Annotated in this window: 23 protein-coding genes; 5 read left to right on the top strand and 18 right to left on the bottom strand. The window is 71.5% G+C overall.

Annotated features, from left to right (window positions below; genetic code table 11):
- Positions 1–6: 6 nt before the first annotated feature.
- The 3 genes from purD to ACFS27_RS12155 form a co-directional block, all read right to left on the bottom strand.
- Positions 7–1,296, bottom strand: a complete 1,290-nt coding sequence (gene purD / locus ACFS27_RS12165; protein ID WP_377183264.1) for a phosphoribosylamine--glycine ligase — start codon at positions 1,294–1,296, stop codon at positions 7–9.
- A 33-nt stretch (positions 1,297–1,329) separates the two neighbouring features.
- On the bottom strand, positions 1,330–2,622 hold the full coding sequence (locus ACFS27_RS12160; protein ID WP_377183262.1) for an adenylosuccinate synthase: 1,293 nt from the start codon (positions 2,620–2,622) through the stop codon (positions 1,330–1,332).
- A 75-nt stretch (positions 2,623–2,697) separates the two neighbouring features.
- Positions 2,698–3,141 carry a DUF3151 domain-containing protein gene (locus ACFS27_RS12155; protein WP_377183260.1) on the bottom strand — a complete coding sequence of 148 codons (444 nt, stop codon included), beginning with the start codon at positions 3,139–3,141 and terminating at the stop codon, positions 2,698–2,700.
- Between the two features lie 131 nt (positions 3,142–3,272).
- Here ACFS27_RS12155 and ACFS27_RS12150 point away from each other — a divergent pair, with 131 nt between their 5' ends.
- Positions 3,273–3,677 (top strand): STAS domain-containing protein, encoded by a 405-nt coding sequence (locus ACFS27_RS12150; protein ID WP_377183258.1) that lies wholly within the window; start codon positions 3,273–3,275, stop codon positions 3,675–3,677.
- 88 nt (positions 3,678–3,765) lie between these two features.
- Here ACFS27_RS12150 and ACFS27_RS12145 read toward each other — a convergent pair whose 3' ends face one another.
- Positions 3,766–6,057, bottom strand: a complete 2,292-nt coding sequence (locus tag ACFS27_RS12145; RefSeq protein ID WP_377183256.1) for a SpoIIE family protein phosphatase — start codon at positions 6,055–6,057, stop codon at positions 3,766–3,768.
- Positions 6,058–6,384: 327 nt separating this feature from the next.
- Between ACFS27_RS12145 and ACFS27_RS12140 the strand changes: the two genes are divergently transcribed.
- Complete coding sequence (locus ACFS27_RS12140) at positions 6,385–6,855, top strand: STAS domain-containing protein (RefSeq protein WP_377183254.1); 471 nt, start codon at positions 6,385–6,387, stop codon at positions 6,853–6,855.
- A gap of 93 nt (positions 6,856–6,948) precedes the next feature.
- Here ACFS27_RS12140 and fbaA read toward each other — a convergent pair whose 3' ends face one another.
- The 7 genes from fbaA to ACFS27_RS12105 all read right to left on the bottom strand — a co-directional run bounded on the left by fbaA (position 6,949) and on the right by ACFS27_RS12105 (position 12,919).
- Entirely contained in the window at positions 6,949–7,968 is a 1,020-nt protein-coding gene (gene fbaA / locus ACFS27_RS12135) for a class II fructose-bisphosphate aldolase (RefSeq protein ID WP_377183252.1), read from the bottom strand.
- 229 nt (positions 7,969–8,197) lie between these two features.
- On the bottom strand, positions 8,198–8,923 hold the full coding sequence (locus ACFS27_RS12130) for a hypothetical protein (RefSeq protein ID WP_377183250.1): 726 nt from the start codon (positions 8,921–8,923) through the stop codon (positions 8,198–8,200).
- Positions 8,920–9,513 carry a SigE family RNA polymerase sigma factor gene (locus tag ACFS27_RS12125; RefSeq protein ID WP_377183248.1) on the bottom strand — a complete coding sequence of 198 codons (594 nt, stop codon included), beginning with the start codon at positions 9,511–9,513 and terminating at the stop codon, positions 8,920–8,922. Before ACFS27_RS12125 ends, ACFS27_RS12130 begins: the two co-directional genes overlap by 4 nt.
- Entirely contained in the window at positions 9,510–10,613 is a 1,104-nt protein-coding gene (locus tag ACFS27_RS12120) for an amidoligase family protein (RefSeq protein ID WP_377183246.1), read from the bottom strand. Before ACFS27_RS12120 ends, ACFS27_RS12125 begins: the two co-directional genes overlap by 4 nt.
- 3 nt (positions 10,614–10,616) lie before the next feature.
- Positions 10,617–11,162 carry a hypothetical protein gene (locus ACFS27_RS12115; protein WP_377183244.1) on the bottom strand — a complete coding sequence of 182 codons (546 nt, stop codon included), beginning with the start codon at positions 11,160–11,162 and terminating at the stop codon, positions 10,617–10,619.
- Between the two features lie 96 nt (positions 11,163–11,258).
- Positions 11,259–11,939, bottom strand: a complete 681-nt coding sequence (locus ACFS27_RS12110) for a TrmH family RNA methyltransferase (RefSeq protein WP_377183242.1) — start codon at positions 11,937–11,939, stop codon at positions 11,259–11,261.
- On the bottom strand, positions 11,936–12,919 hold the full coding sequence (locus tag ACFS27_RS12105) for a DUF368 domain-containing protein (protein WP_377183240.1): 984 nt from the start codon (positions 12,917–12,919) through the stop codon (positions 11,936–11,938). Before ACFS27_RS12105 ends, ACFS27_RS12110 begins: the two co-directional genes overlap by 4 nt.
- A gap of 77 nt (positions 12,920–12,996) precedes the next feature.
- Here ACFS27_RS12105 and ACFS27_RS12100 point away from each other — a divergent pair, with 77 nt between their 5' ends.
- Entirely contained in the window at positions 12,997–13,773 is a 777-nt protein-coding gene (locus ACFS27_RS12100) for an HAD-IIA family hydrolase (protein ID WP_377183238.1), read from the top strand.
- A 35-nt stretch (positions 13,774–13,808) separates the two neighbouring features.
- On the opposite strand, the gene ACFS27_RS12095 is transcribed toward ACFS27_RS12100, so the two are convergent.
- The 6 genes from ACFS27_RS12095 to ACFS27_RS12070 form a co-directional block, all read right to left on the bottom strand.
- Positions 13,809–14,537, bottom strand: coding sequence for a hypothetical protein (locus ACFS27_RS12095; protein WP_377183236.1), 729 nt, complete (start codon positions 14,535–14,537; stop codon positions 13,809–13,811).
- A 136-nt stretch (positions 14,538–14,673) separates the two neighbouring features.
- Complete coding sequence (gene pyrE / locus ACFS27_RS12090; RefSeq protein ID WP_377183234.1) at positions 14,674–15,249, bottom strand: orotate phosphoribosyltransferase; 576 nt, start codon at positions 15,247–15,249, stop codon at positions 14,674–14,676.
- Between the two features lie 28 nt (positions 15,250–15,277).
- Positions 15,278–16,057, bottom strand: a complete 780-nt coding sequence (locus ACFS27_RS12085) for an SDR family NAD(P)-dependent oxidoreductase (RefSeq protein ID WP_377183232.1) — start codon at positions 16,055–16,057, stop codon at positions 15,278–15,280.
- Positions 16,058–16,066: 9 nt separating this feature from the next.
- Positions 16,067–17,569 carry a tripartite tricarboxylate transporter permease gene (locus tag ACFS27_RS12080; protein ID WP_377183230.1) on the bottom strand — a complete coding sequence of 501 codons (1,503 nt, stop codon included), beginning with the start codon at positions 17,567–17,569 and terminating at the stop codon, positions 16,067–16,069.
- Positions 17,562–18,098: a tripartite tricarboxylate transporter TctB family protein gene (locus ACFS27_RS12075; RefSeq protein ID WP_377183228.1), complete on the bottom strand. Its 537-nt coding sequence runs from the start codon at positions 18,096–18,098 to the stop codon at positions 17,562–17,564. Before ACFS27_RS12075 ends, ACFS27_RS12080 begins: the two co-directional genes overlap by 8 nt.
- A complete protein-coding gene (locus tag ACFS27_RS12070) occupies positions 18,095–19,099 on the bottom strand; it encodes a Bug family tripartite tricarboxylate transporter substrate binding protein (RefSeq protein ID WP_377183226.1) in 1,005 nt (334 codons plus the stop codon). Before ACFS27_RS12070 ends, ACFS27_RS12075 begins: the two co-directional genes overlap by 4 nt.
- A gap of 195 nt (positions 19,100–19,294) precedes the next feature.
- On the opposite strand from ACFS27_RS12070, the gene ACFS27_RS12065 reads away from it, so the two are divergent.
- Both ACFS27_RS12065 and ACFS27_RS12060 read left to right on the top strand, forming a co-directional pair.
- Positions 19,295–20,671: a sensor histidine kinase gene (locus ACFS27_RS12065; RefSeq protein WP_377183224.1), complete on the top strand. Its 1,377-nt coding sequence runs from the start codon at positions 19,295–19,297 to the stop codon at positions 20,669–20,671.
- On the top strand, positions 20,668–21,417 hold the full coding sequence (locus tag ACFS27_RS12060) for a response regulator (RefSeq protein ID WP_377183222.1): 750 nt from the start codon (positions 20,668–20,670) through the stop codon (positions 21,415–21,417). The genes ACFS27_RS12065 and ACFS27_RS12060 overlap by 4 nt, the downstream gene beginning before the upstream one ends.
- Before the next feature lie 105 nt (positions 21,418–21,522).
- On the opposite strand, the gene ACFS27_RS12055 is transcribed toward ACFS27_RS12060, so the two are convergent.
- Positions 21,523–21,942: a rhodanese-like domain-containing protein gene (locus tag ACFS27_RS12055; protein ID WP_377183220.1), complete on the bottom strand. Its 420-nt coding sequence runs from the start codon at positions 21,940–21,942 to the stop codon at positions 21,523–21,525.
- Between the last annotated feature and the right edge of the window lie 37 nt (positions 21,943–21,979).

The following is a 21,979-nucleotide window of genomic DNA, read 5'->3' as shown; positions in this document are numbered from 1 at the left end:
CAGGCCCTACGGGACGGTCACGTCGCCGCGCTCCGCCCGCAGCGCGATGTCGGTGCGGTGCTGCGAGCCCTTGAGGCCGATCTTCGCGACGCCCTCGTAGGCCCGACGCCGGGCGTCCGCCAGGTCGGCCCCCAGCGCCACGACCGACAGCACCCGGCCGCCGGCGCTGACCAGGTCGCCGGCCTCGGCACGGCCGGTGCCCGCGTGCAGCACGTGCACGCCGGGGAGCGCCTCCGCGTCCTCGATGCCGGTGATCGGGTCGCCGGACCGGGCCAGCTCCGGATAGCCCTCCGACGCGACGACCACCGTCACCGACGCCTCGGGGCGCCAGCGCAGCGCCTCCAGCTCGCCGAGCCTGCCGCGCGCAGCCGCGAGCATGACCTCGGACAGCGGCGTGACGAGCCGGGCGAGCACGGACTGGGTCTCCGGATCGCCGAAGCGCGCGTTGAACTCCACGACGCGGGTGCCCCGGCTCGTGAGCGCGAGCCCGACGTACAGGACGCCGGAGAACGGCGTACCTCGGCGGGCCATCTCCTCGACGGTGGGCTGGGCGACGCGGGTCAGGACCTCGTCGACGAGTCCCGACGGCGCCCAGTCCAGCGGGCTGTAGGCGCCCATGCCGCCGGTGTTCGGGCCCTCGTCGTCGTTACCGACGCGCTTGAAGTCCTGCGCGGGGACCAGGGGGACCACCGTCACGCCGTCGGACACGCAGAAGAGCGAGACCTCGGGGCCGTCGAGGTACTCCTCGACCACCACGCGGCCGTTCTCGTTCGCCAGGCAGGCCTCGCCGTGCGCGAGCGCGGCCTCGCGGTCGTCGGTGACGACCACGCCCTTGCCCGCAGCGAGGCCGTCGTCCTTGACCACGTACGGAGCGCCGAATGCGTCGAGCGCCGCGGCGACCTCGGTGGCGTCGGTGCACACGTGCGCCATGGCCGTCGGCACGCCGGCCGCTGCCATGACCTCCTTGGCGAACGACTTGGAGCCCTCGAGCTGGGCCGCCTCGCCGGACGGCCCGAACACCGGGATGCCTGCCGCCCGGACCGAGTCGGCCACGCCGGCGACCAGCGGCGCCTCCGGGCCGACGACGACCAGCTCCGCGCCGACCTGCTCGGCCAGCGCAGCCACCGCGGCGCCGTCCAGGGGATCGACCTTGTGCAGCGTGGCCAGCGCGGCGATACCCGGGTTACCCGGCGCGGCGTGGAGCTCGTGGGCTGCGGCCCCTGACGCGGTCTCCCGGTGGAGGGAGTGGATGATGGCGTGCTCGCGGGCACCGGTACCGATGACGAGGATCTTCACTGTGGCGGAGGGCTCTCTTGGATGGGTATGGACTCAGCGCGGGTGGATGAGGTCGTGGACCGGGATGATCTCGTCCCGCTTCGGGCCGACACCGATCGCGGAGATCCGGGTGCCCGACATCTCCTCCAGCGCCTTCACGTAGGCCTGGGCGTTCGGCGGCAGGTCAGAAAAGGCCCGGGCCTTGGAGATGTCCTCCCACCAGCCGTCGAACTCCTCGTAGATCGGCTTCGCGTGGTGGAACGCCGTCTGGTCGGTGGGCATTTCGTCGTGCCGGACGCCGTCGACGTCGTACGCCACGCAGACCGGCACCTTCTCCATGCCGGTCAGGACGTCGAGCTTGGTGAGCACGATGTCGGTGAGGCCGTTGATGCGGGTCGCGTAGCGGGCGATGACGGCGTCGTACCACCCGGTACGGCGCGCGCGGCCCGTGGTGACGCCGTACTCGCCGCCGGTCTTGCGCAGGAACTCGCCCTTGTCGTCGAACAGCTCGGTGGGGAACGGCCCCTCGCCGACGCGCGTCGTGTAGGCCTTGATGACGCCGATCACGGAGTCGATCCGGGTGGGCCCCACGCCGGACCCGGTCACCGCGCCGCCCGCCGTCGCGCTGGACGACGTCACGAACGGGTAGGTGCCGTGGTCGATGTCGAGCATCGTCGCCTGGCCGGCCTCGAAAAGAACGGTCTTGCCCGCCTGGATCGCCCTGTCCAGCTCGACGGCGGTGTCCGTGACCATGGGCCTCAGGCGGTCGGCGTACTGGAGCAGCTCGTCGAGCGTCTCGTCCACCGTGATGGCCCGCCGGTTGTAGACCTTCACCATCAGGTGGTTCTTCTGGTCGAGCGAGCCCTCGATCTTGGCGCGCAGGATCTTCTCGTCGAACAGGTCCCACATGCGGATCCCGACGCGGTTGATCTTGTCCGCGTACGACGGACCGATCCCTCGGCCCGTCGTGCCGATGCGGCGCTTGCCGAGGAACCGCTCGGTCACCTTGTCGATGGTGCGGTGGTACGGGGCGATGATGTGCGCGCTGCCCGAGACGAGCAGGCGGGACACGTCGACCCCGCGCTCGATCAGGGCGTCGAGCTCCTCGAACAGGACCTCGATGTCGACCACCACGCCGTTGGCGATGACCGGCACGACGCCCGGCGACAGGATCCCCGACGGCAGGAGGTGCAGCGCGTACTTCTCGTCGTCGATGACGACGGTGTGCCCCGCGTTGTTCCCCCCGTTGAACTTGACCACGTAATCGACGCGGGAGCCCAGGAGGTCCGTCGCCTTTCCCTTGCCCTCATCGCCCCACTGGGCCCCGACGAGCACGACGCCTGGCATGGATCTCCACCTTCTCGGATTGCTTGATTTGCTCCGCGGAGTGCGCGAGATCGCGCCCGCGGGCCGCGCCCGAGTCTACTTCGTGGTGAGCGTCAGGGCGCGTACCTCGTTCACCGACGTGCCCGAGTCGGTCAGGAACTTCGCGCAACGCTCCGACTCGTCCTCCTCGCCGATGAGGTGAGCCGCCCGGGAGAGCGCGAGCAGCGCCCGGAGAAAGCCCTGGTTCGGCCCGTGGCTCGCCGGGATCGGGCCCTGCCCGCGCCAGCCGGCCCGGCGCAGCGCGTCCAGCCCACGGTGGTAGCCGGTGCGGGCGTACGCGTATGCCTCCACGTTGCCGGCGGCGCTGTCCGCCGCGAGCGCGCCCTCCGCGAGGACCGCCCAGACAAGGGACGACGCCGGGGCCGACGCCGCGACCGCTACCGGGTCGTCACCGCTGGTCAGGCGCTCACGAGCCGCCGGGTAGTCGTCGGGGAGCAGGGTCGGCTCCGGGCCCTGCAGCAGGTTTTCGTGAGTACTCATGCGCAAATTCTCACACCTCGACGGCGGGAACGGACAAAGAGGACCGCACCGGATTGCCCCGGGTACCTGCCGGGACGGTGAATTTTGCCTTTCATCCGGTGCGATCGGGCAACAGTCGTTACGCTCGACACATGATCGAGATCGCGACGTCTCCCACGACGACGACGCTCGTGATCGCCGGCGACCTCGACCTCGCCGAACGAGACCAGTTCCCGGAGATCGCGGCGCGCGTCGTCGGCCTGCGCAGGCAGCTGCTCGTCATCGACATGTGCCGGGTCACGTTCATGGACTCCACCGGGGCCGCGTTCCTCATCTCGCTGGCCGACGCCGGCCGCAAGCGCGGCGGCGCCACCGTCATCCGCGGGGCCGACGAGCGGGACCTGTTCGTGCTCGAGGTGTGCGGAGCGATGGAGCTCTTCCGCGTCGACGACGAGCACTCCTGCGAGCCCTCCGCCCCTGACTCGGGATTTGCGGTCATGGCATCGCGGGAGGATGACGTCACCCCGTTATCCCATCGCGACGCGTCCACCGCGTAAAACGTTATCCAAACCCACTGCACGGTTGTGGGCGTGATCTTTGCGACTACCTGCCCGTTCCAGCCGCAATGATCGCGCCCACAACCAGCTACTTGGGCGGGGTGGGCTGGCGGCGGAGCTTCGCCCAGACCAGCTTTCCGGAGCCCGACGGACGCCAGCCCCACTCGGCCAGCCGGTCCACGATCTGCATGCCGAACCCGCCGAGGCGGTTCGGGTGCCCGTCGGTGGCGACCGGGGGTGCCGGGTTGTTGTCCTCGACCTCGATGCGCAGCCCGTCGCCCGTGTCGTACAGGCGCAGCGCGATGTGCCCCCAGCCGTGCAGCACGCCGTTCGCCACCAGCTCCGACACCACGAGCTCAGCCTGCGCGGACTCCTCGATGCCCCACGCCTGGCAGGTGCGCAGCACGGCATGCCTGGCCCGGCCGATCGACGACGGCTCGCTCGGCAGCATCCAGCGCCGCCACCGCGGCGACAGAGCGGTCTCCCCCGCGTCGCCGGTCGGGTCGGGGATGCGGACCACGACTATCGCGACGTCGTCCTCCGGCGCGTCGGCCAGGCGGGACAGCAGCTCCTCGCCCACACCCGCGGCGTCACGCGCGGTGATGGCCGACGCCGTCTCCAGCAGCGCCTCGAGGCCCAGCCGCAAGGACCGGTCGCGCCGTTCGATCAGCCCGTCCGTGTAGAACAGGAGCGTGTCGCCGGGCTGGAGGCGAGCCTCCCCCGTCGTCCGCTCCCGTGAGCCGAAGCCGACGAGCGCACCGCCGCCCTCGTCCAGCTTGATCACCTCGCCCGCACGCAGCAGGAGGGGCGGCAGGTGGCCCGCACGTGAGTAGCCGATGGTCCAGACGTCCGGCTCCTCCTCGCGCTTCAGGGAGGCGTACACCATGCTTGCCGAGCGCGGGATGCCCATGCCGGCCACGAGCTGGTCCACGCGTTCGAGCACACGGCTCGGCGTCGACAGCTCGAACGCGTACGAGCGCACCACCGACCGCAGCTGGCCCATGGTCGCCGCTGCCTCGACGTCGTGCCCGACGACGTCTCCGATGACCAGCCCGACGAGCTCGGGGGAGATCTGCAGCACGTCGTACCAGTCGCCGCCCACCTGGGCGTGCTCGGCGTTCGGGGCGTAGTACGTCCACACGTCGAGACCGGCGACGTCGGCCTGCTCGGGGAGCATGGCGCGCTGCAGTGTCTCGGCGAGCTTGTGCTCCCGCGCGTACATCCGTGCGTTGTCGATGGCGCTGCCCGCGCGACGGGCCACCACCTCCACCACCGTGCGCAGCGTGTCCGGCTCGTCGGCCTCGACGTAGTCGCCGGGCTCCTCCTCGTCCGGGACGATCACGACCAGCCCGAGCACGTCCCGTCGCCCGGCGACCGGATGCACCACGACCGAGTCAGGCGCCTTGCCCAGCTCGTCGGCGAGGCGCAGCGTGAGATCGCGCTGCAGCCAGCCGGACGCCGAGTGCGGAGCGTGCGGGATGTCGAGGTGCAGCGCGACGGGGCCGTCGAGCACACCGTCGAGCACGTCCTGCACCGAGTCCACCACCTCGAGGATGGGCATGGGACCGGTGGTGACGGAGTCACCGAGCGCATCGGTCTGCGGCCGACGGCGCTGGGTCTTGTCCGCGATGTTGTCGCCCTCGATGTACCGCGCGTGCCGGCGACCGCGGCCGCTCGGCGGTGCCGCCACATCGATGCCGGCGGCGTGCTTGAGACCGTCGTCGTTCACGTAGAAGCCGGCCCAGCGCACCATCGACTGGAGCAGCTCCGCGATGTCGCGCAGGGCGTACGGGTACTCGAGGTCGGTCAGGATCTCGGTGGTCTGTGCGATGAGGTCGAGGTCCTCACGCTGCTGCCGCTCGACCTCGAGGCTCGCGAGCTGGGCTGCGTGCCGCTCCATGTGGTCGGAGACGTCCACGGAGAACCCGACCCAGTGCGTGATGCGGTCGCTGTGGCCCGCGCGGGCGGGGGTGAGCGTGAGCTGGGCCCAGCCGTGCGTTCCGCCCCGCAGGTGGGACCGCACGGTCGCGTGCACCTCCTGGCCCGCGTTCACCAGCTCGGTCATGCGCTCGAGGTCCTGCGGCTCCACGAGCATCTCGCCGAGCCGCCGCACCGTGTACCCGGCGAAGTCGGTGAACCGCACACCCGCGTAGTGCTCGAACGCGCTGTTGGCCCACAGCATCGGCATGCCGTCCTCGGTGGGCCCGGTCAGGAAGACGGGGATGCCCACGCTCACGGCGGCGCGCAGGACCACGTCACCGACCGACGGAGGCAGGGGGCGCGGGATGCCGGAGCCTGGGGCGTGCCGGCGTGGCTCCGCGCCGGGAGGCGCACGGTGAGCGCCGCGCGGGGCACTGTTCGGCGGGATGCTCGGGGGCACGCTCGCTGCGTCGGGGCGCACGGGACGACCGGCGTCGAATCCGTTCCCGTTCGACGCGCCGTTCGATGTCCTGCTGGTTCTACCGTTCGATGTCCCGTCCTGTGCAGGACCAAGGCCGAATACGGAAAGGCCGGGGTGCCGCGGCGGTGGAGAGGACGGTGTCAGACCGGACGAATCGGTCAAAATGCCCTCCCAACGGTATCTATTGCTCGAGGTGCTTCTCCAGCAGGACATTCAACCGTAGATTGGGACGGTCCGAGATCTGAACCTCAACCTCTATCATCGGACCGACACAGCGCCACGACCACTGCTCCCGGAAGGAGAACCGTGCAGGACGGAACTTACGACCCCCCGCGCGGTCCGCAGGGCGGGAGCCCCCAGGACCCCGGCCATCAGACCCCCGAGATCGGCGATCCCGCGAGTATCCACGTCATCGTGGGCCGCTCCCGTGCCCGGATCGTGCTCTCCGGAGAGATCGACGCCGATATCGGCGGAGATCTGCACGAGGCCACGGCCGCGGCCGAGGAATCACGTCTCCCGGTCGAGATCGACGCCCATCATGTGACTTTCATGGACTCGTCAGGAGTCGCTTTCCTGGCGCGCCTCGCGAGTCGCAGCCCCCACCGCGTGCGCGTGCTGCGCGCACCCCCGACGGTGCGCTTCCTGCTCGAGGTGACCCGGATCGGGGACCTCCTCGACATCGTGGACGAGGACCCGGGCTTCGAGCTGGACGACGAGGGCCCGTCCGGCCCTCCGCCGTCGGGCGGCGCGCCGACCCCTGCAGGTGTGAGCGGCTGACGCCCACGGTCGGATGATCGGTAAAAGGTCAGGTGGTCGGTAGCTCGAGCTACCGACCACCTGACCCTTTTACCGATCACGCACGCTGCATACTCACATCTTGTGGCCGGCCGACCGGAGCTGCTGGCAGGCCTCGACGATGCGGGCGGCCATGCCGGCCTCCGCCGTCTTGCCCCAGGCGCGCGGGTCGTAGGCCTTCTTGTTGCCGACCTCGCCGTCCACCTTGAGCACTCCGTCGTAGTTCTTGAAGAAGTGGCCGGCCACCGGACGCGAGAACGCGTACTGGGTGTCGGTGTCGATGTTCATCTTGATCACGCCGTTGTCGACCGCCGCGGCGATCTCCTCCGCCGTGGAGCCCGAACCACCGTGGAACACGAGGTCGAACGGCATCTCCTTGCCGATCTCCGCGCCGACGGCCTTCTGGATGTCGAGCAGGATCTCCGGGCGGAGCTTCACCGCACCCGGCTTGTACACGCCGTGCACGTTGCCGAAGGTCAGGGCCGTGAGGTAGCGGCCCTTCTCGCCGGAGCCGAGCGCCTTGATCGTGGCAAGGCCGTCCTCGGGCGTGGTGTACAGCTTGTCGTTGATCTCGGCGGTGTGGCCGTCCTCCTCGCCACCGACGACGCCGATCTCGATCTCGAGGATCGTGCGCGCCGCCTGCGACAGCTCGAGCAGCTCGGCCGCGATCACGAGGTTCTCCTCGATCGGCACGGTGGAGCCGTCGAACATGTGCGACTGGAACGTCGGCAGGCCGCCGTTCTTGACCTGCTCCGCCTCGATAGCGAGCAGCGGCTTGACCCAGGAGTCGAGCTTGTCGGCCGTGCAGTGGTCCGTGTGGATGGCGATGTTGACGCCGTAGCCCTTGGCTACCTCGTGGGCGTACGCCGCCAGCGCGAGCGAGCCGGAGACCCGGTCCTTCACCGTCGAACCCGACGCGTACTCGGCGCCGCCCACGGACACCTGGATGATGCCGTCGGACTCCGCCTCGGCAAAGCCCTGAAGCGCGGCTGTGATGGTCTGCGACGACGTGATGTTGACCGCGGGGTAGGCGAACTTGCCGGCCTTCGCCCGGTCGATCATCTCGGCGTAGACCTCAGGGGTTGCGATGGGCATCTGCGAAACTCCAAACGACTGGTGAGGTGGGCGGTCGCAGGAATGTCCAAGGCCGCCCGGGTATGCACCATCGATCTTGCCACGATCCACAGGCAGCTGTGTGCGGCCGTTCGCCAATCGAACGGCCGAATCACTGTGGTTCTCGTCGGTCTGGCGCAGTCGGGCGCCCCTGAGGACCCCCGACGCCCCCGGTGTTCCTCCCCTCGGCGTGGCGTGGTCCGGCGCCGGCTCAGGGCCGCGGGGGCTTCTCGCCGTCGAGCAGCATCTCCCCTGCACGCCCCTTCGCCTCCAGCGCGTCGACCTGCCACAGCTCGGCCAGCTGCTCGGCATCCTCCCAGGTGTACCCGGCCTTCCGGAACGCCTCCTGCTCCTCGAAGCTCACGGCGTCCTCTTCCGTGGCGTCCGGGTTCGCGCCCGGCGCCACGGGGACGGTCTCGCCGTCGAGGATCATCTGGCCGGCACGCGCCTTGGCGCCCGTCGCGTCGACCTGCCAGAGCTCGGTGAGGGCTTCGACATCGTTCGCCGTGTACTCGGCGGCCCAGAAGGCCTCGTACTGCTCGCGCGTGTAGCCGGAGGGCATCGAGGACCAGCCGACGCCGACAGCCTCGGCGACGCCGTCGACCGCAGCGGCGAAGCCCGTGTAGGGGTTGGCCGCTGCCGCAGCGCCCGCGCCGACCACGCCGAGGGCCGACGCGAGGACGCCGGTGAGCGCGACGGCGCCCGCGCGTCGGACGAACGGGGTCACCACGCCGCTCCGGCCGTGGGCTGCCGCGTCACCGTGGGCCGCTGCGGCGATCGTGGCAGCGATCCGCTGCGCGGTGGCGGCGGTGGTAGCTGCGTCGGGCTCGCGCGCGCGCAGCGCCGCACCGATCTGCTCGGTGAGCTGGTCGTGCTCGGTCTCGCCCGCCGGCCGGTGCCCTTGCACGGGCGGACGGTCAGGACGGTGCTGGTTCATCGCGTCTCCAGGTTGGTCGGGTCGGTGCGTCGGAGAGTGGCGAGGGCTCTCGAGGCATGGGAGCGGACGGTGGCGGCCGAGGTACCGAGCACTGCCGCCGTCTCGACGTCCGGCAGCCCTTCGTAGTACCGCAGCACCAGCACGGTGCGCTGCCGCGGAGGCAGCTCTGCGAGGCGTTGCCACATCGCGTCCTTCTCCGCGTGTCCCTCCGCCAGGTCGCCTGCGGCGCCCGCGTGCCTGGCGAGCACCTCGTCACCAGTGGGTTGGATCATCCGCACGTGCCAGCGACGGCGCCACGACAGGTGCTCGTTGGTGACCATGCGCCGGAGATACAGGTCGGGGCGATCGGTCAGCGCGATCCGGCGCCACCGCTGGTGAGCACGCAGCAGCACCTCCTGGACCAGGTCCGCAGCGGTGTGCTGGTCGCCGACGAGCACCGTCGCGTAGCGGATCAGCCCCGGCAGGTGCGTCCGCACCAGCTCTTCCAGCGTCCCGGCCGTGGCCGCCTCGTGCGGGGGCACCGGCGCCCGCGCCTCCACCCGTGGTGTCGGTGCGCTGCTCGGGTCGGCGGCAGGCATCCAGACGGTCATCGGCCGACACCCGCCGTCGCCAGGGCCAGGAGCGCCCCTGCCGGGTCGTGCACGGCGTCTGCGCCGGGCCGCGGGACCGGGCTGTCGTCGAGGCAGCGCCGCATCAGGCGCTCGACCAGCGCCGCCCTCCGGACGATGTCAGAAGCATCGAGCGCGCCTGGCAGGATCCGCACCTCGACGGTGTCGCGGACGGGGCTCGTGGCGACCAGCTGCGTGAGGTTCACGTCGGCGTACTTCGTCAGGCCGATCCCGCGCGCGGCAGTACTCAGCTCGGTCCAGGACTGGTCGGCATGCTCCACGAGCCGGAGCAGCTCGACGGGCAGCGGCGCGAGACGCCGGCACGCCGTGTTGGTGCCCAGCGCCTCCCACAGCGGTTCCCGCCAGTGCCCGAACAGCCGGACCAGGTTGGCGAACGCCGTGGACCGCCGGAAGGGCCCGCCGTCCAGGTGCAGGTGGACCGCGGCCTCGGCGGGAACGGTGAACCCGAGGTCCCGCGCGGGGGTGAGCAGCTCGTCGAGCGTCCAGCCATGGTCCCCGGCGATCGGCGGAGTGATCACCTCGCAGGGCCGTTCACGGCCGGCGGGCAGCGGCATCGCGACGGCGACGGTCGCACCGGTGGCGTCGTTCACCCGCGCAGCCCCGCCCCGCAGCTCGACCTGGCTGCCGAACAGCTCGGCGACGGGCGCCAGGACGTCGGGCAGGGCGGCGTAAGGGTCGGTGCACCGCTCGATCAGGCGCAGCAGGCGGGGTTCGTCGCACAGCACGCGGTACCAGCCCTGTCGGCCCCTGGCCGTCGTCCCGGCCAGGTCGGACGTGAGGGTGATGTCGTCGACGAACCGCGCCACCGGGGCGCCGGCACCGTCCACCACGTCGAACGCGGGGGACAGGTGCCGGAACACCCCGACGCCCGGCACCGGCGACGGCTCGCTGTCGGTGTGGAACGACCGGCGCACCCGGCCGTCGCTGCGGTCGGCGACAGCGTCCGCGAGCGCCTGCCGGTCGGAGCCGGCGGGTGCGAGCAGCTCTATCTCGAAGCCGATTCGCGACGTGAGGGTGTCGATGGTCGCCTCCTGGCGAGTCGTCAGGGGTGCCGGGCGCACGGGTCAGCTACCGGCCGAGGTGGCGGGGTCCAGGGGCAGCTCCTCGCCGTCGAGCACCATCTGGCCGGCGCGGGCCTTGGTCTCCATGTACTCGGTGCTCCACAGGGCGCTCAGCTCCTCGACGTCCTCGGCCGTGTAGCCGGCGTCGAAGAACGCCAGGATCGCCGCGGAGTCGTCCGCGGGCAGCTCAGGCTCCGCGTGCGTGCCGGGTGCGAACGGGAGCTCCTCGCCGTCGAGCACCATCTGGCCGGCCTGGGACTTGGTCTCGGTGGCGTCGAGCGACCAGAGCTCTCCGAGCGCCGCCTGGTCCGCGGAGGTGAACCCGGCGCCCCAGAAGGCCTCGTACTGCGCCTGGGTGTAGCCCTCGGGCATGTCGGACCAGTCGACGCCGGCGGCGTGCACCGTGGTGCCGACGGCCTGGCCGAAGGCCGAGGTCGGGTTGGCCGCGGCGGCCACCCCGGCGCCGGCGAGGCACAGGCCAGTTGCTGCGACGCCGATCGCGGTGATTCGGAAGGTCTTGGAGCGGAGGGTGCTGGTGGTGCTGGTCACGTGGACCTCCAGGTGCGTGGGATGTGCTTGCCCCCTTAAGACGCCGCCCGACCGCCTGGTGTGGAGTCGCTGCCGCCACGACTTTCGACGGCCTGCCTACTCCGCGTGCTGCACAGCCCACGTATGCATCGCTATGGCGGCCGCCGCTCCCGCGTTGATCGAGCGGGTCGAGCCGTACTGCGTGATGTGCAGGACGACGTCGCACGCCGCCTGCGCCTCCGCTGTCAGGCCGGTGGACTCCTGGCCGAACAGCAGGACGCACTCGCGCGGGAGCACGTATCCCTCGATCGGCACGGAGCCGGGCACGTTGTCGATGCCGATGATCGGGAGCCCGGTGGTCGGGAGCCCGGCGGTCGGGCCTGCCGCGGCTGCCCACTCGGCCAGCGCACCGGCGTCCGGGTGGTGCGCAACGTGCAGGTACCGGTCGGTGACCATCGCGCCGCGGCGGTTCCACCGGCGTCGGCCGACGATGTGCACGCCTGCCGCGTTGAACGCGTTGGCGGTGCGGACCACGGAGCCGATGTTGAGGTCGTGCGCCCAGTTCTCGATGGCCACGTGGAAAGGATGCCTGCGCGTGTCCAGGTCGGCGACTATCGCCTCGACGGACCAGTACCGGTACTGGTCCGCCACGTTCCGGCGGTCGCCGTCGGCCAGGAGCTCCGGGTCGTAGCGCGGGTCGTCGGGCAGAGGGCCGGCCCAGGGGCCGACGCCGACCTCGGCCACCGGCTCGGCCACCGGCGGCACCAGCTCGCCGGGCTCGCCGGGCTCGCCGGTCATTCCGCCGCGACGGGCGGTGCCGGGTGCGGTGCCCGCCGCGCCTCCCACCAGATCGCCACGGCGACCACTGCGGCGCCCACCAGAGCGAGCAGCACCGGGACGATGAGGTCTCCGGGCGGGGCCAGCAGGTCGCCTGCCTCGTCCTGCCACGGCCACAGCGCGCGCAGCGAGCCGAGCATGAGGCCGGCGAGCAGCGCCATCGTGCCCTGGCGGCGGTGCTCCAGCAGCCAGTGCAGGAACTTGACGAACGAGCCGAGACCGACCGCGGCGCCGAGCATGAAGGTACCGATGAACGCGAGGTCGCGGTCGTGGAGGGCCGCCTGGACGGGGACGTACAGGCCCATGGCGAGCAGGACGAACGACCCGGAGACACCGGGCAGCACGAGCGCGTTGATGGCGACCGCAGCCCCGACGAACACGAGCCACAGGGGTGGGTCGGTGAGCTCGGCAGCGGGCAGCCCGGTCAGGAAGAAGGCGGCGATCGCACCGGCCACGAGCAGTCCGACGTCGAGCACCCGGAACCGGTGCGGCATCATCCGCAGCGGGACGCTGATCGAGACGGCGATCATGCCGAAGAACAGCGCGCGCATCGGCACGGGGTTCGACTCGAGCAGCGGCGCGATCGTGTTCAGCGAGACGAACAGGATCACGACCATCCCGGCGAGCACCGGGACGAGGAACGGCCAGTCGATCGCGCGCAGCGCCGCGGAGGCCGGCCGCAGGCCGCGGCGTCCGACGACACCCTGGACGAGCTCGCGGAGGGCATGCACGAGCTGGCTGGCCGCGCCGAGCAGGCCGTCGTACAGGCCGACGACGAGGGCGATGGTGCCGCCGGAGATACCGGGAACGGACTCGGCGGCTCCGACCAGCCCGCCACGCACCGCGTTACCCGGTGCGGCGGACCAGGGCGTCTTGGTGGACGGGGCGGCGTGGCGGCGAACCGGCCCGGGGAGCGCGTCGTCAGGGGCAAGGTTGGTCACGCGCGAAGCCTACGACCCCACCGCAGGGCTCGACGCACGCCCACGACAGCGACACGCCTGGCGCTAGGCTGACGCCCATGATCGAGCGGACCACCGAAGCCTGGCTCACGGACATGGACGGCGTGCTGGTGCACGAGGGCACGGCCCTCCCCGGCGGCCCCGAGTTCATCAAGGCACTGCGGGACAAGGACCTGCCCTTCCTCGTCCTGACGAACAACTCGATCTTCACGCCGCGCGACCTGCGCGCCCGGCTCGCCTACAGCGGGATCGACGTGCCGGAGGAGAACATCTGGACGTCGGCCCTTGCCACCGCCCAGTTCGTCGCGGACCAGATCCCGAACGGCAGCGCGTACGCGATCGGCGAGGCCGGACTGACGACGGCGCTGCACCAGGCCGGCTTCACCCTCACCGAGTCCGACCCGGACTACGTGGTGCTCGGCGAGACACGGACCTACTCGTTCGAGGCCATCACCAGGGCCATCCGGCTGATCGTGGGCGGCGCTCGGTTCATCTGCACCAACCCGGACGTCACCGGCCCGTCGCAGGAGGGCGTGCTGCCCGCCGCAGGCTCCGTGGCCGCGATGATCGCGGCGGCGACGGGCCGCCAGCCCTACTACGTGGGCAAGCCGAACCCGGTGCTGTTCCGGTCCGCGCTCAACCTGATCGGCGCGCACTCGGAGTCGACGGCCATGGTGGGCGACCGCATGGACACGGACATCCTCGGCGGCATGGAGGCGGGCCTGGAGACGTTCCTCGTGCTGACGGGATCGACGTCGGCCGACGAGGTCGAGAAGTACCCGTTCCGCCCCAGTCACGTGGTGAACTCGATAGCTGACATCGTCGACCTGGTCTGATCCGCCCACCCGGGCGGCTCAGGCCGAGGCGCGGCTCAGGTCAGGCCGGGGATCCCGAAGCCGTCGATCGTGCCGCCGGTCTCGAAGCGCGGACCGCCCTTCTCCAGCGGGAGCACGATCCGCGCGACGTCGGCCACCCGCTTGGACCGCTCGGTCAGCGTGGTGACGTCGGTGCGGCCCGGCCGCCACAGCAGCACCGAAGGCCCCTCGATCCGCAGCCGGGAACCGTGGAAGTCGGGCAGCATCACGATGTTCGCGAGCCGCGCGTCGAGGGCACGGCGGGCGAACACCTCGTCAGAGGTCCGCACGAGCCACTGCCCGTCGAACGCGGGGTTGTCGATCTGGACGTCCTGGGCGCCGAAGAGCTTCTGCCACTTCTCGCGGAGGCCCTCTGGTGACAGGTCGATCACCGGCTCGCCGGGCAGCGCGTCGAGGGCGACGACGTGTGCCGTCCGCCGCAGGCCACGGCGACGCGAGTCGGCGCCGGACGAGCCCGCACGCCACGTATAGGTGAACGAGACGATGTCATGGCCGTCGACGTTGCCACGGAGGACGTCGCGGGCCACTCGGTCAAGGCCGATGCCGAAGGGCCGGCCGCTCCACCGCTGGGCAAGCGCCGGGTCCTTGTCCACGTACTCCCAGCCGTTCGCCTCTGCCCACTGGGCGACGTCCTGCGAACGGCCGCGTCTCATCACCCGTGCCGCGGCAACGGTGAACGTCACTACGCCGGCAACGAGCAGGACTAAAGCGACAAATGGCCCCATGAACCTAAAGATACAGTAGCGCTAGGCAAAAGTCTTCACGGGAAGTGATATCGAGACGCCCGGATTACGGTATTGGAGAGTTCAGGCTCGGCTCATGCCGCCCGGGCCTGCGATCCCGCTCCGGCTCAGGCTCTACTCAGGCGAGCCCGAGGTCCTGGAGGCCGTAGAGGTAGTGGTAAGGCACGCCGAGGGCCTCGATCTTCTCGCCCGCGCCGGTCGCCCGGTCCACGATCGTCGCCACGCCCAGCACCTCGGCGCCGGCCGCCCTCGCGGCCTCGATCGCCGTGATCGGCGAACCACCCGTGGTCGTGGTGTCCTCCACGACGACGACCTTGCGCCCGGCGATGTCAGGCCCCTCGATCTGGCGCTGCATGCCGTGCGCCTTCGCCGCCTTGCGCACCACGAACGCGTCCAGGTCCTGGCCCCGCGAGGCCGCCGCGTGCAGCAGAGCGTCCGCGATCGGGTCGGCGCCGAGCGTGAGGCCGCCGACGGCGTCGATCTCCGCGGTACCGAGCCCTACCTCCTCGAGGTGGTCCAGGAGCACGTGCCCGACGAGCGGGGCGGCCCGGTGGTGCAGGGTGATACGGCGCAGGTCGACGTAGTAGTCGGCCTCCTTGCCGGAGGACAGGGTCACCGTGCCGTGCACCACGGCGAGCTCCTTGATGAGCTCGGCCAGCTGCTCGCGCGGGGTCGGGGAGAAGTCAGCGTTCACGGGGCAAGAATACGTGGCGCGCCGACGCTCAGCGGTACTTGCCGACGGCGCGGACCGCCCAGCGCGGCGCGGCCCGCAGCACGGCGGAGGCCAGCTTGTAGCGCACCGACGGCGTGGACAGCACGACGCCGCGGCGCACGTCCGCCAGCGCCGTCCGGACCACGTACTCGGCGTCGAGCCAGCCCCACTCGGGCACGATCGCCGACTCGGGGATGCCTGCGCGGGCGTGGAACTCGGTGTGCGTGAACCCGGGCGACAGCAGCGTGGCCGTCACACGGCTGTCCTTGAGCTCGACCGCCAGCGACTCGGTGAAGGTCCGCACGTACGCCTTCGCAGCGGCGTACGTGCCGCCGGCAGTGAGGGCGGCGACCGAGCCGACGTTCAGGATCGCTCCCCTGTCGCGTTCCACCATCTGCCCGACGGCGGCGTGCGTCAGCTCGACGACCGCCCGCACCATGACGTCGATCCCGCGACGCTCCGTGGTGATCCGGCCCGTCGCGAAGCTCGCCGCGGTGGCGAAGCCCGCGTTGTTGACGAGCAGGCCGACGGGCCGCAGAGCCCCGTCCTCCGGCCGCCCGCCGACGACGGCGAGCCGCTGCGCGACACGGGCGACGTCGTCGGGCACCGAGAGGTCCGCCGGGAGCACCTCGACCGCCACGCCATGGGCGGAGCGGAGCTCCTCGGCGACCTCGTTCAGCCGGTTCTCGTCGCGCGCCACCAGCACCAGGTCGTGATCTCGCGCCGCGAGCTGCCGCGCGAACTCGAGACCCAGGCCGGCCGACCCGCCGGTGATCAGTGCTGTGCTCATAGCGGCACCCTAGGCCTCGGCACGCTCCCGGCGCTTCAGCCAGATCCCTACGGCCAGCAGCACCACGATCGCCACGTAGGCGCTGGCGGCGAACGGGCTGGTCACCAGGTAGGTCAGGTCGCCCTGGCTGATCGCGAGGGAGCGGCGCAGCCGGTCCTCCGCCATCGGGCCGAGGATCATGCCGACCACCAACGGCGCGACGGGGTAGCCGTACCGCCGCATGAAGAACCCGACCAGGCCGATCAGCACGAGGAGCAGCACGTCGACCGGCGAGAAGTTCAGCGCGTACGAGCCGAGCGCGCCGAACAGGATGATGCCCGCGTACAGGTAGTGCCGTGGGATGCGCAGCACGCGCACCCACATTCCGACGAGCGGCAGGTTCAGCACCACCAGCATCAGGTTACCGAGGTACAGGCTCGCCACCAGCGCCCAGACCATCGCCGACTCGTTCTGCAGCAGCATCGGGCCGGGCTGGATGCCGTAGGACTGGAACGCGACGATCATGATCGCGGCGGTCGCGGTCGTGGGCAGGCCCAGCGTGAGCAGGGGGACCAGCACGCCGGCCGCCGCGGCGTTGTTCGCCGCCTCCGGACCGGCCACGCCCTCGATGGCGCCCTTGCCGAACTCCTTCCGCCGCTCCTTGCCGGCGAGCCGACGCTCGGAGGCGTAGGAGAGGAAGGTCGCGACGTCGGCCCCGCCCGCCGGGATGGTGCCGACGGGGAACCCGATCGCAGCGCCGCGCAGCCACGGCTTCCAGGAGCGACGCCAGTCGTCCCGCTTCATCCAGGAGCGCCAGCCCTTCTCGATCGGGATCACCTTGATGGGCCCGTGCCGCATCCGGGAGCCCACGTACAGGGCCTCCCCGACCGCGAACAGCCCGACGGCGACCACGACGACGTCGATCCCGTCGGCCAGGTTGGGCACGCCGAACGTGAAGCGCTGCTGGCCGGTCAGGGTGTCCGTGCCGACCAGGCCGAGGAACAGGCCGAGGGAGAGCGAGGCGAGCCCGCGCGGGACCGAGGACCCGAGGAGCGCGCCCACGGTGATGAACGCGACCACCATGAGCGCGAAGTAGTCGGGCTCGCCGAGCTGGACCGCCCAGCGGGCGACCACCGGCGCCACGAACGTGAGCGCCACCGTGGCGAGGGAGCCAGCGACGAACGAGCCGATGGCCGCGGTGGCGAGCGCAGCAGCGCCGCGTCCGGCACGGGCCATCTTGTTGCCCTCGATCGCCGTCACGATCGATGACGACTCGCCGGGTGTGTTGAGCAGGATCGACGTCGTCGACCCGCCGTACATGCCGCCGTAGTAGATGCCGGCGAAGACGATGATCGCCGCCGTCGGCTCGAGGGAGTAGGTCAGCGGCAGGAGCAGGGCGATCGTCATGGCCGGGCCGATGCCGGGCAGCACACCGACCGCCGTCCCGATGAACACGCCGAACAGCGCGTACAGGAGGTACGCGGGGTGCAGGACCGTCGCGAACCCCTCGAGCAGCGCGGAGAAGTTATCCACGGAGGAACGGCACCCCTTCCAGGAGCGGGCCGGCCGGGAGCGAGAGCCCCAGCAGCCCACCGAAGATCGCTTGGATGACCAGGCCGAGCACGAGCCCGGCCAGGGCGGCACGCCACCAGGGCCGAGCCCCCAGGACCATCGCGGCGCCCGCGAACAGGATCGCGGCGGCGAACGGCCAGCCGATGACGTTGATCGCGAAGACGTGGACGACCAGGATGGCGACGATCAGCACCACCGTCAGCCAGTCCGTCCGGACGGTGGGGTCGACGTCCTCGCCGCCCTCCTCCTCACCGGCCCTGCCGCTCAGGACGAGGACGACGAGCACCGCTCCCGCGGCGACGAGCATGCCTCCGACCAGGTAGGGGAAGGCGCGCGGGCCGAGCGTGTTGGTCGAGCCAGGGACGGTGATGCTGCCTGCGGCCACCAGGACGTACGCGCCGAGGGCCGTGGTGGCGAGAGCCAGCACGAGCTCTCCCCACCGGCGGCGGGGCTTCTGGTCCGCCGCCGGCTCGAGGGTTTCCGGTCTCACTGGACGAGCCCGATGTCCTGGAGCACCACCTGGATCTCCGCGATGTTCTCGTCGAGGTACGAGTCGAACTCGTCACCGGCGAGGAAGGCGTCGTCCCAGTCCTTCTCCTCGAGCGTGGCCTGCCACGCGTCCGACTCGGCGAGCTCGGTGACGGCAGCGGTCAGCGCCTCCTTGTCGGCGTCGTCGATCGAGCCGGGGGCGACCACGCCGCGCCAGTTGGTCAGGACGACGTCGTAGCCTGCCTCCGTGAGGGTCGGCGTGTCCGGGAGCGCGTCGACGCGCTCCTCGCCGGAGACCGCGAGCGCCCGCAGCTCGCCTGCCTCGACCTGCTCGGCGTACTCGCTGATGCCGGAGATGCCCGCGTCGACGTTGTTGCCGAGCAGGGCGGCAAGGGACTCGCCCCCACCGGAGTACGCGACGTAGTTGAGGCTGCTCGCCACGTCCTTCGCCGGCATGCCGGCTGCCTTGAGCAGCATGCCGGCGAGGATGTGGTCGGTGCCGCCGGCGGACCCGCCGGTGATGGCGACGTCCTTGCCGTTCTTCTCGATGTCGGCGACCAGGTCGTCGATGGTCTCGTACGGCGACTCGGCCGGGACCACCACCACCTCCTGCTCCTCGGTGAGGCGCGCGATCGGGGTGGTGTCCTCGATCCGGGCCTGCGACTGGTTGGTCTCGACGGCACCCACCATCACCAGCCCCATCACCAGGAGCGTGTTCGGGTCGGTGGCGTTGGCGATGTTCGCGAGGCCGACCGTGCCGCCCGCCCCGTCGACGTTGGTCACCGTCGCGGTGCCGACCAGGCCCTCGTCCTGCAGGTCGGCCTGCATCGAGCGGCCGGTCTGGTCCCAGCCACCGCCCGGCCCCGCGGGGACCACGATGCTGAGCTCGTCGATGGCGGCGTCGCCACCCCCACCGCCGTTCGCTTCCAGGCTGGAGCAGCCGGTCAGGGCCAGTGCCAGGACGATTCCGACCGGGGCGGCCCCGGTTCGCATGATGCGCATGTCTTCTCCCTTGAGTGAATGCGGCGGATGCGTGTACCCGGAGCCGGCTGCGTCGACGGCCCTCGGTCCACCTCGGCGTGAGCGTAGGGAGCGCCCGCCTCGGGGGCCGGGTTGTGGTCGCAACGAAGGTTGTGGTCGTTTCGGTCCCGGCTCCCGGCTACCGCACCGGCCGCTACCCGGTGCACACTGGCGTCCGTGAGAAGAGCGATGACGCTCCGGGCGCAGCTGCTGGTGCTGCAGGTCGTCATCGTGCTCGTGCTCGTCTGCACCACAGGCTTCGTGGCCTCCGCCCTGCAGGAGCGCCAGCTCCGCGAGGCCTATGTCGACCGGATGGCAGGGGTGGCACAGTCGGTGGCGCGGCTGCCCGCCATCCAGGACGCGTTCGACGACGCGGACCCCTCCGCGACGATCCAGCCGATCGCCGAGGTCATCCGTGAGGCGTCCGAGGTCACCTACGTGGTCGTCACCGACGACGACGGCCTGCGCTACTCCCATCCCGACCCCGAGCAGATCGGGCAGCGGGTCTCGACCGACCCCTCCGTACCCCTGTCAGGTCGGGTGTGGACGGGAACGCAGACCGGCACGCTCGGCACGTCGTGGCGCGTCAAGGTGCCCGTCTACGGGGACGCGGCCGACGACGCCTCGACCGCGCCGGTGATCGGCACCGCCAGCGTCGGGATCCTCGAGTCCGAGCTGCGCGCGGACCTGACCGACGACCGGGGCTGGCTGCTCGGCGCGCTCGCTGCCGCCGCAGCGGTCGGTGTGCTCTGCGCCGCGTGGGTGACCCGTCTGGTCCGCCGTCGCATCTACCTGCTCGAGCCCGAGGACATCGCAGGCCTCCTGGAGACCCGCGGCCTCACCGACGCCCTGCGGTCCCAGTCGCACGAGTTCGCCAACACCGTCCACGTGATCTCGGGGCTGCTCGAGCTGGGTCGCACCGAGGAGGCCGTCGCGTTCATCGAGCGGTCGGGCTACGGCGGGCTGCTCACCTCGTCGGCGGTCGCGCCGGGCGTACGGTCGCCCGAGCTCGCGGCGCTGCTCCTGGTGAAGGCGGTCACGGCGCGCGAGCGCGGCGTGATCCTCGAGGTCGACGACGCGTCCGCCCTCGAAGCACCGGCCACGCCGGACGCCTCGTCGCTGCACACGGACGCGCTCATCGTGCTCGGGAACCTGATCGACAACGCGGTCGACGCGACGGCCCCGGACGGGCGGATCCGGGTGCTGCTGCTCGCGGACGGCACGCACCTGCGCCTGCGGGTCGACGACGACGGTCCTGGTGTGCCCGCCCACCTGCACCACCAGGTGTTCAAGGCCGGGTTCTCCACGAAGGTGCCCGGGATGAGGGAGCACAGCCGCGGCATCGGCCTGGCGCTGGTCAGGCGGGTGGTGGACCGGCGCGACGGCGAGGTGGTGATCGGCACCGGCGACCTCGGCGGCGCGCGGATGGCTGTCGAGCTGCCCCTGCCGTCGGCGGGCGGGCGCTCCCGGGCTGCGGGCTCCGGCGCGGCCGCCGGGGCGCCCGCCGGGGTCGCTGCGGCCGGTGCCGCCACGGCGGGGGAGGCGACACCATGACGGAGCGGGCACGGACGCTCATCGTCGAGGACGACCCTGCCGTCGCCGTCGTGCACAGGGGCTTCGTGGAGAGCCACCCGCGGTTCGTGGTGGTGGGCGAGGCCCGGAACGGCGCCGATGCGTTGCGCTTGGCGGCAGCGCTGCGCCCGGACCTGGTGCTGCTCGACCTGCACCTGCCCGACATCGGCGGGCTCGACGTGCTGCGCCGGCTGCGGCTGCTGCCCGGCCCGCCCGTCGACGTCGTCGCCACGACCGCCGCCCGCGAGCTCGACAGCGTGCGGCAGGCCATGGCCGGCGGTGTCGTCGCCTACCTCGTCAAGCCGTTCACCGCCGCCACCCTGCGCGAACGGCTCGACGAGGTGTGGCAGCGGCGCGAGGACGTGCGGCGGGCCCAGGACACGCTCGGTCAGGAAGAGGTGGACCAGCTGCTCGCGGGCCCGCGGTCCGCCACGACGCTGCCGCCAAAGGGGCTCTCCGAGCGGAGCCGCACCCTGGTCCACGAGGCGCTCGTCCGGCTGTGCGCGGACCCGGGCGGACCGGATGGTCCGGCTGGGCGGGGTTCGGCGGACGGACCGGGCACGTCCGCCGTCAGGGACGCGTCGGCGGCCGAGGTCGCCGAGGCGGTCGGGATGTCCCGGGTCAGTGCCCGCCGGTACCTGGAGCACCTGGTCGCCGAGGGCCACGCGCAGGTCAGCCCGCGGTACGGAGCGACGGGCCGCCCGGAGAACCGCTACCGGCCGAGCTAGAGCCGGGCCACAGAAGGTCCGCTTCCAGAATGCGATCTGGCATGGGTCCGGCGTACGAACCATGCCAGATCGCATTCTGGAAGCGGACCTTCCGCGTTGCGTCCGTCAGACCGGGGAGCTCAGCGGGTCCGGGTCCGGCTGGACCCGGCCCGTCGCCGTCTCGTAGGCGAAGCCCTCGCGCACCCAGTACTCGAACCCGCCGAGCATCTCCTTGACCTGGTAGCCGAGCTTCGCGAACTCGAGCGCTGCCTTGGTCGCGGCGTTGCAGCCGGGACCCCAGCAGTAGGTGACGACCGGCAGGTCCCGGTCGATGGTCTGCTCGGCACGCAGCCTGACCTTGCCGCCGGGCAGGTGCACCGCGCCGGGGACGTGGCCCTGGTCCCACGACTCCTGGGAGCGGGCATCGACGAGGGTGAACTGGACGCCGGCGGCCAGGTCGGCGTGGACGTCGGCGACGTCGGTCTCGAAGGTGAGCCGCTCGGTGAAGTGCGCGACGGCGGCGGAGGTGTCCTGGGAGGTCGTCATAGCCAGAGTGTGCGGAGGCCTTGGCTGCGGCGGCAAG

This window comes from Promicromonospora vindobonensis (assembly GCF_042685865.1).
GTDB lineage: Bacteria > Actinomycetota > Actinomycetes > Actinomycetales > Cellulomonadaceae > Promicromonospora > Promicromonospora vindobonensis.
This window is presented reverse-complemented; position numbering and strand designations above follow the sequence as displayed.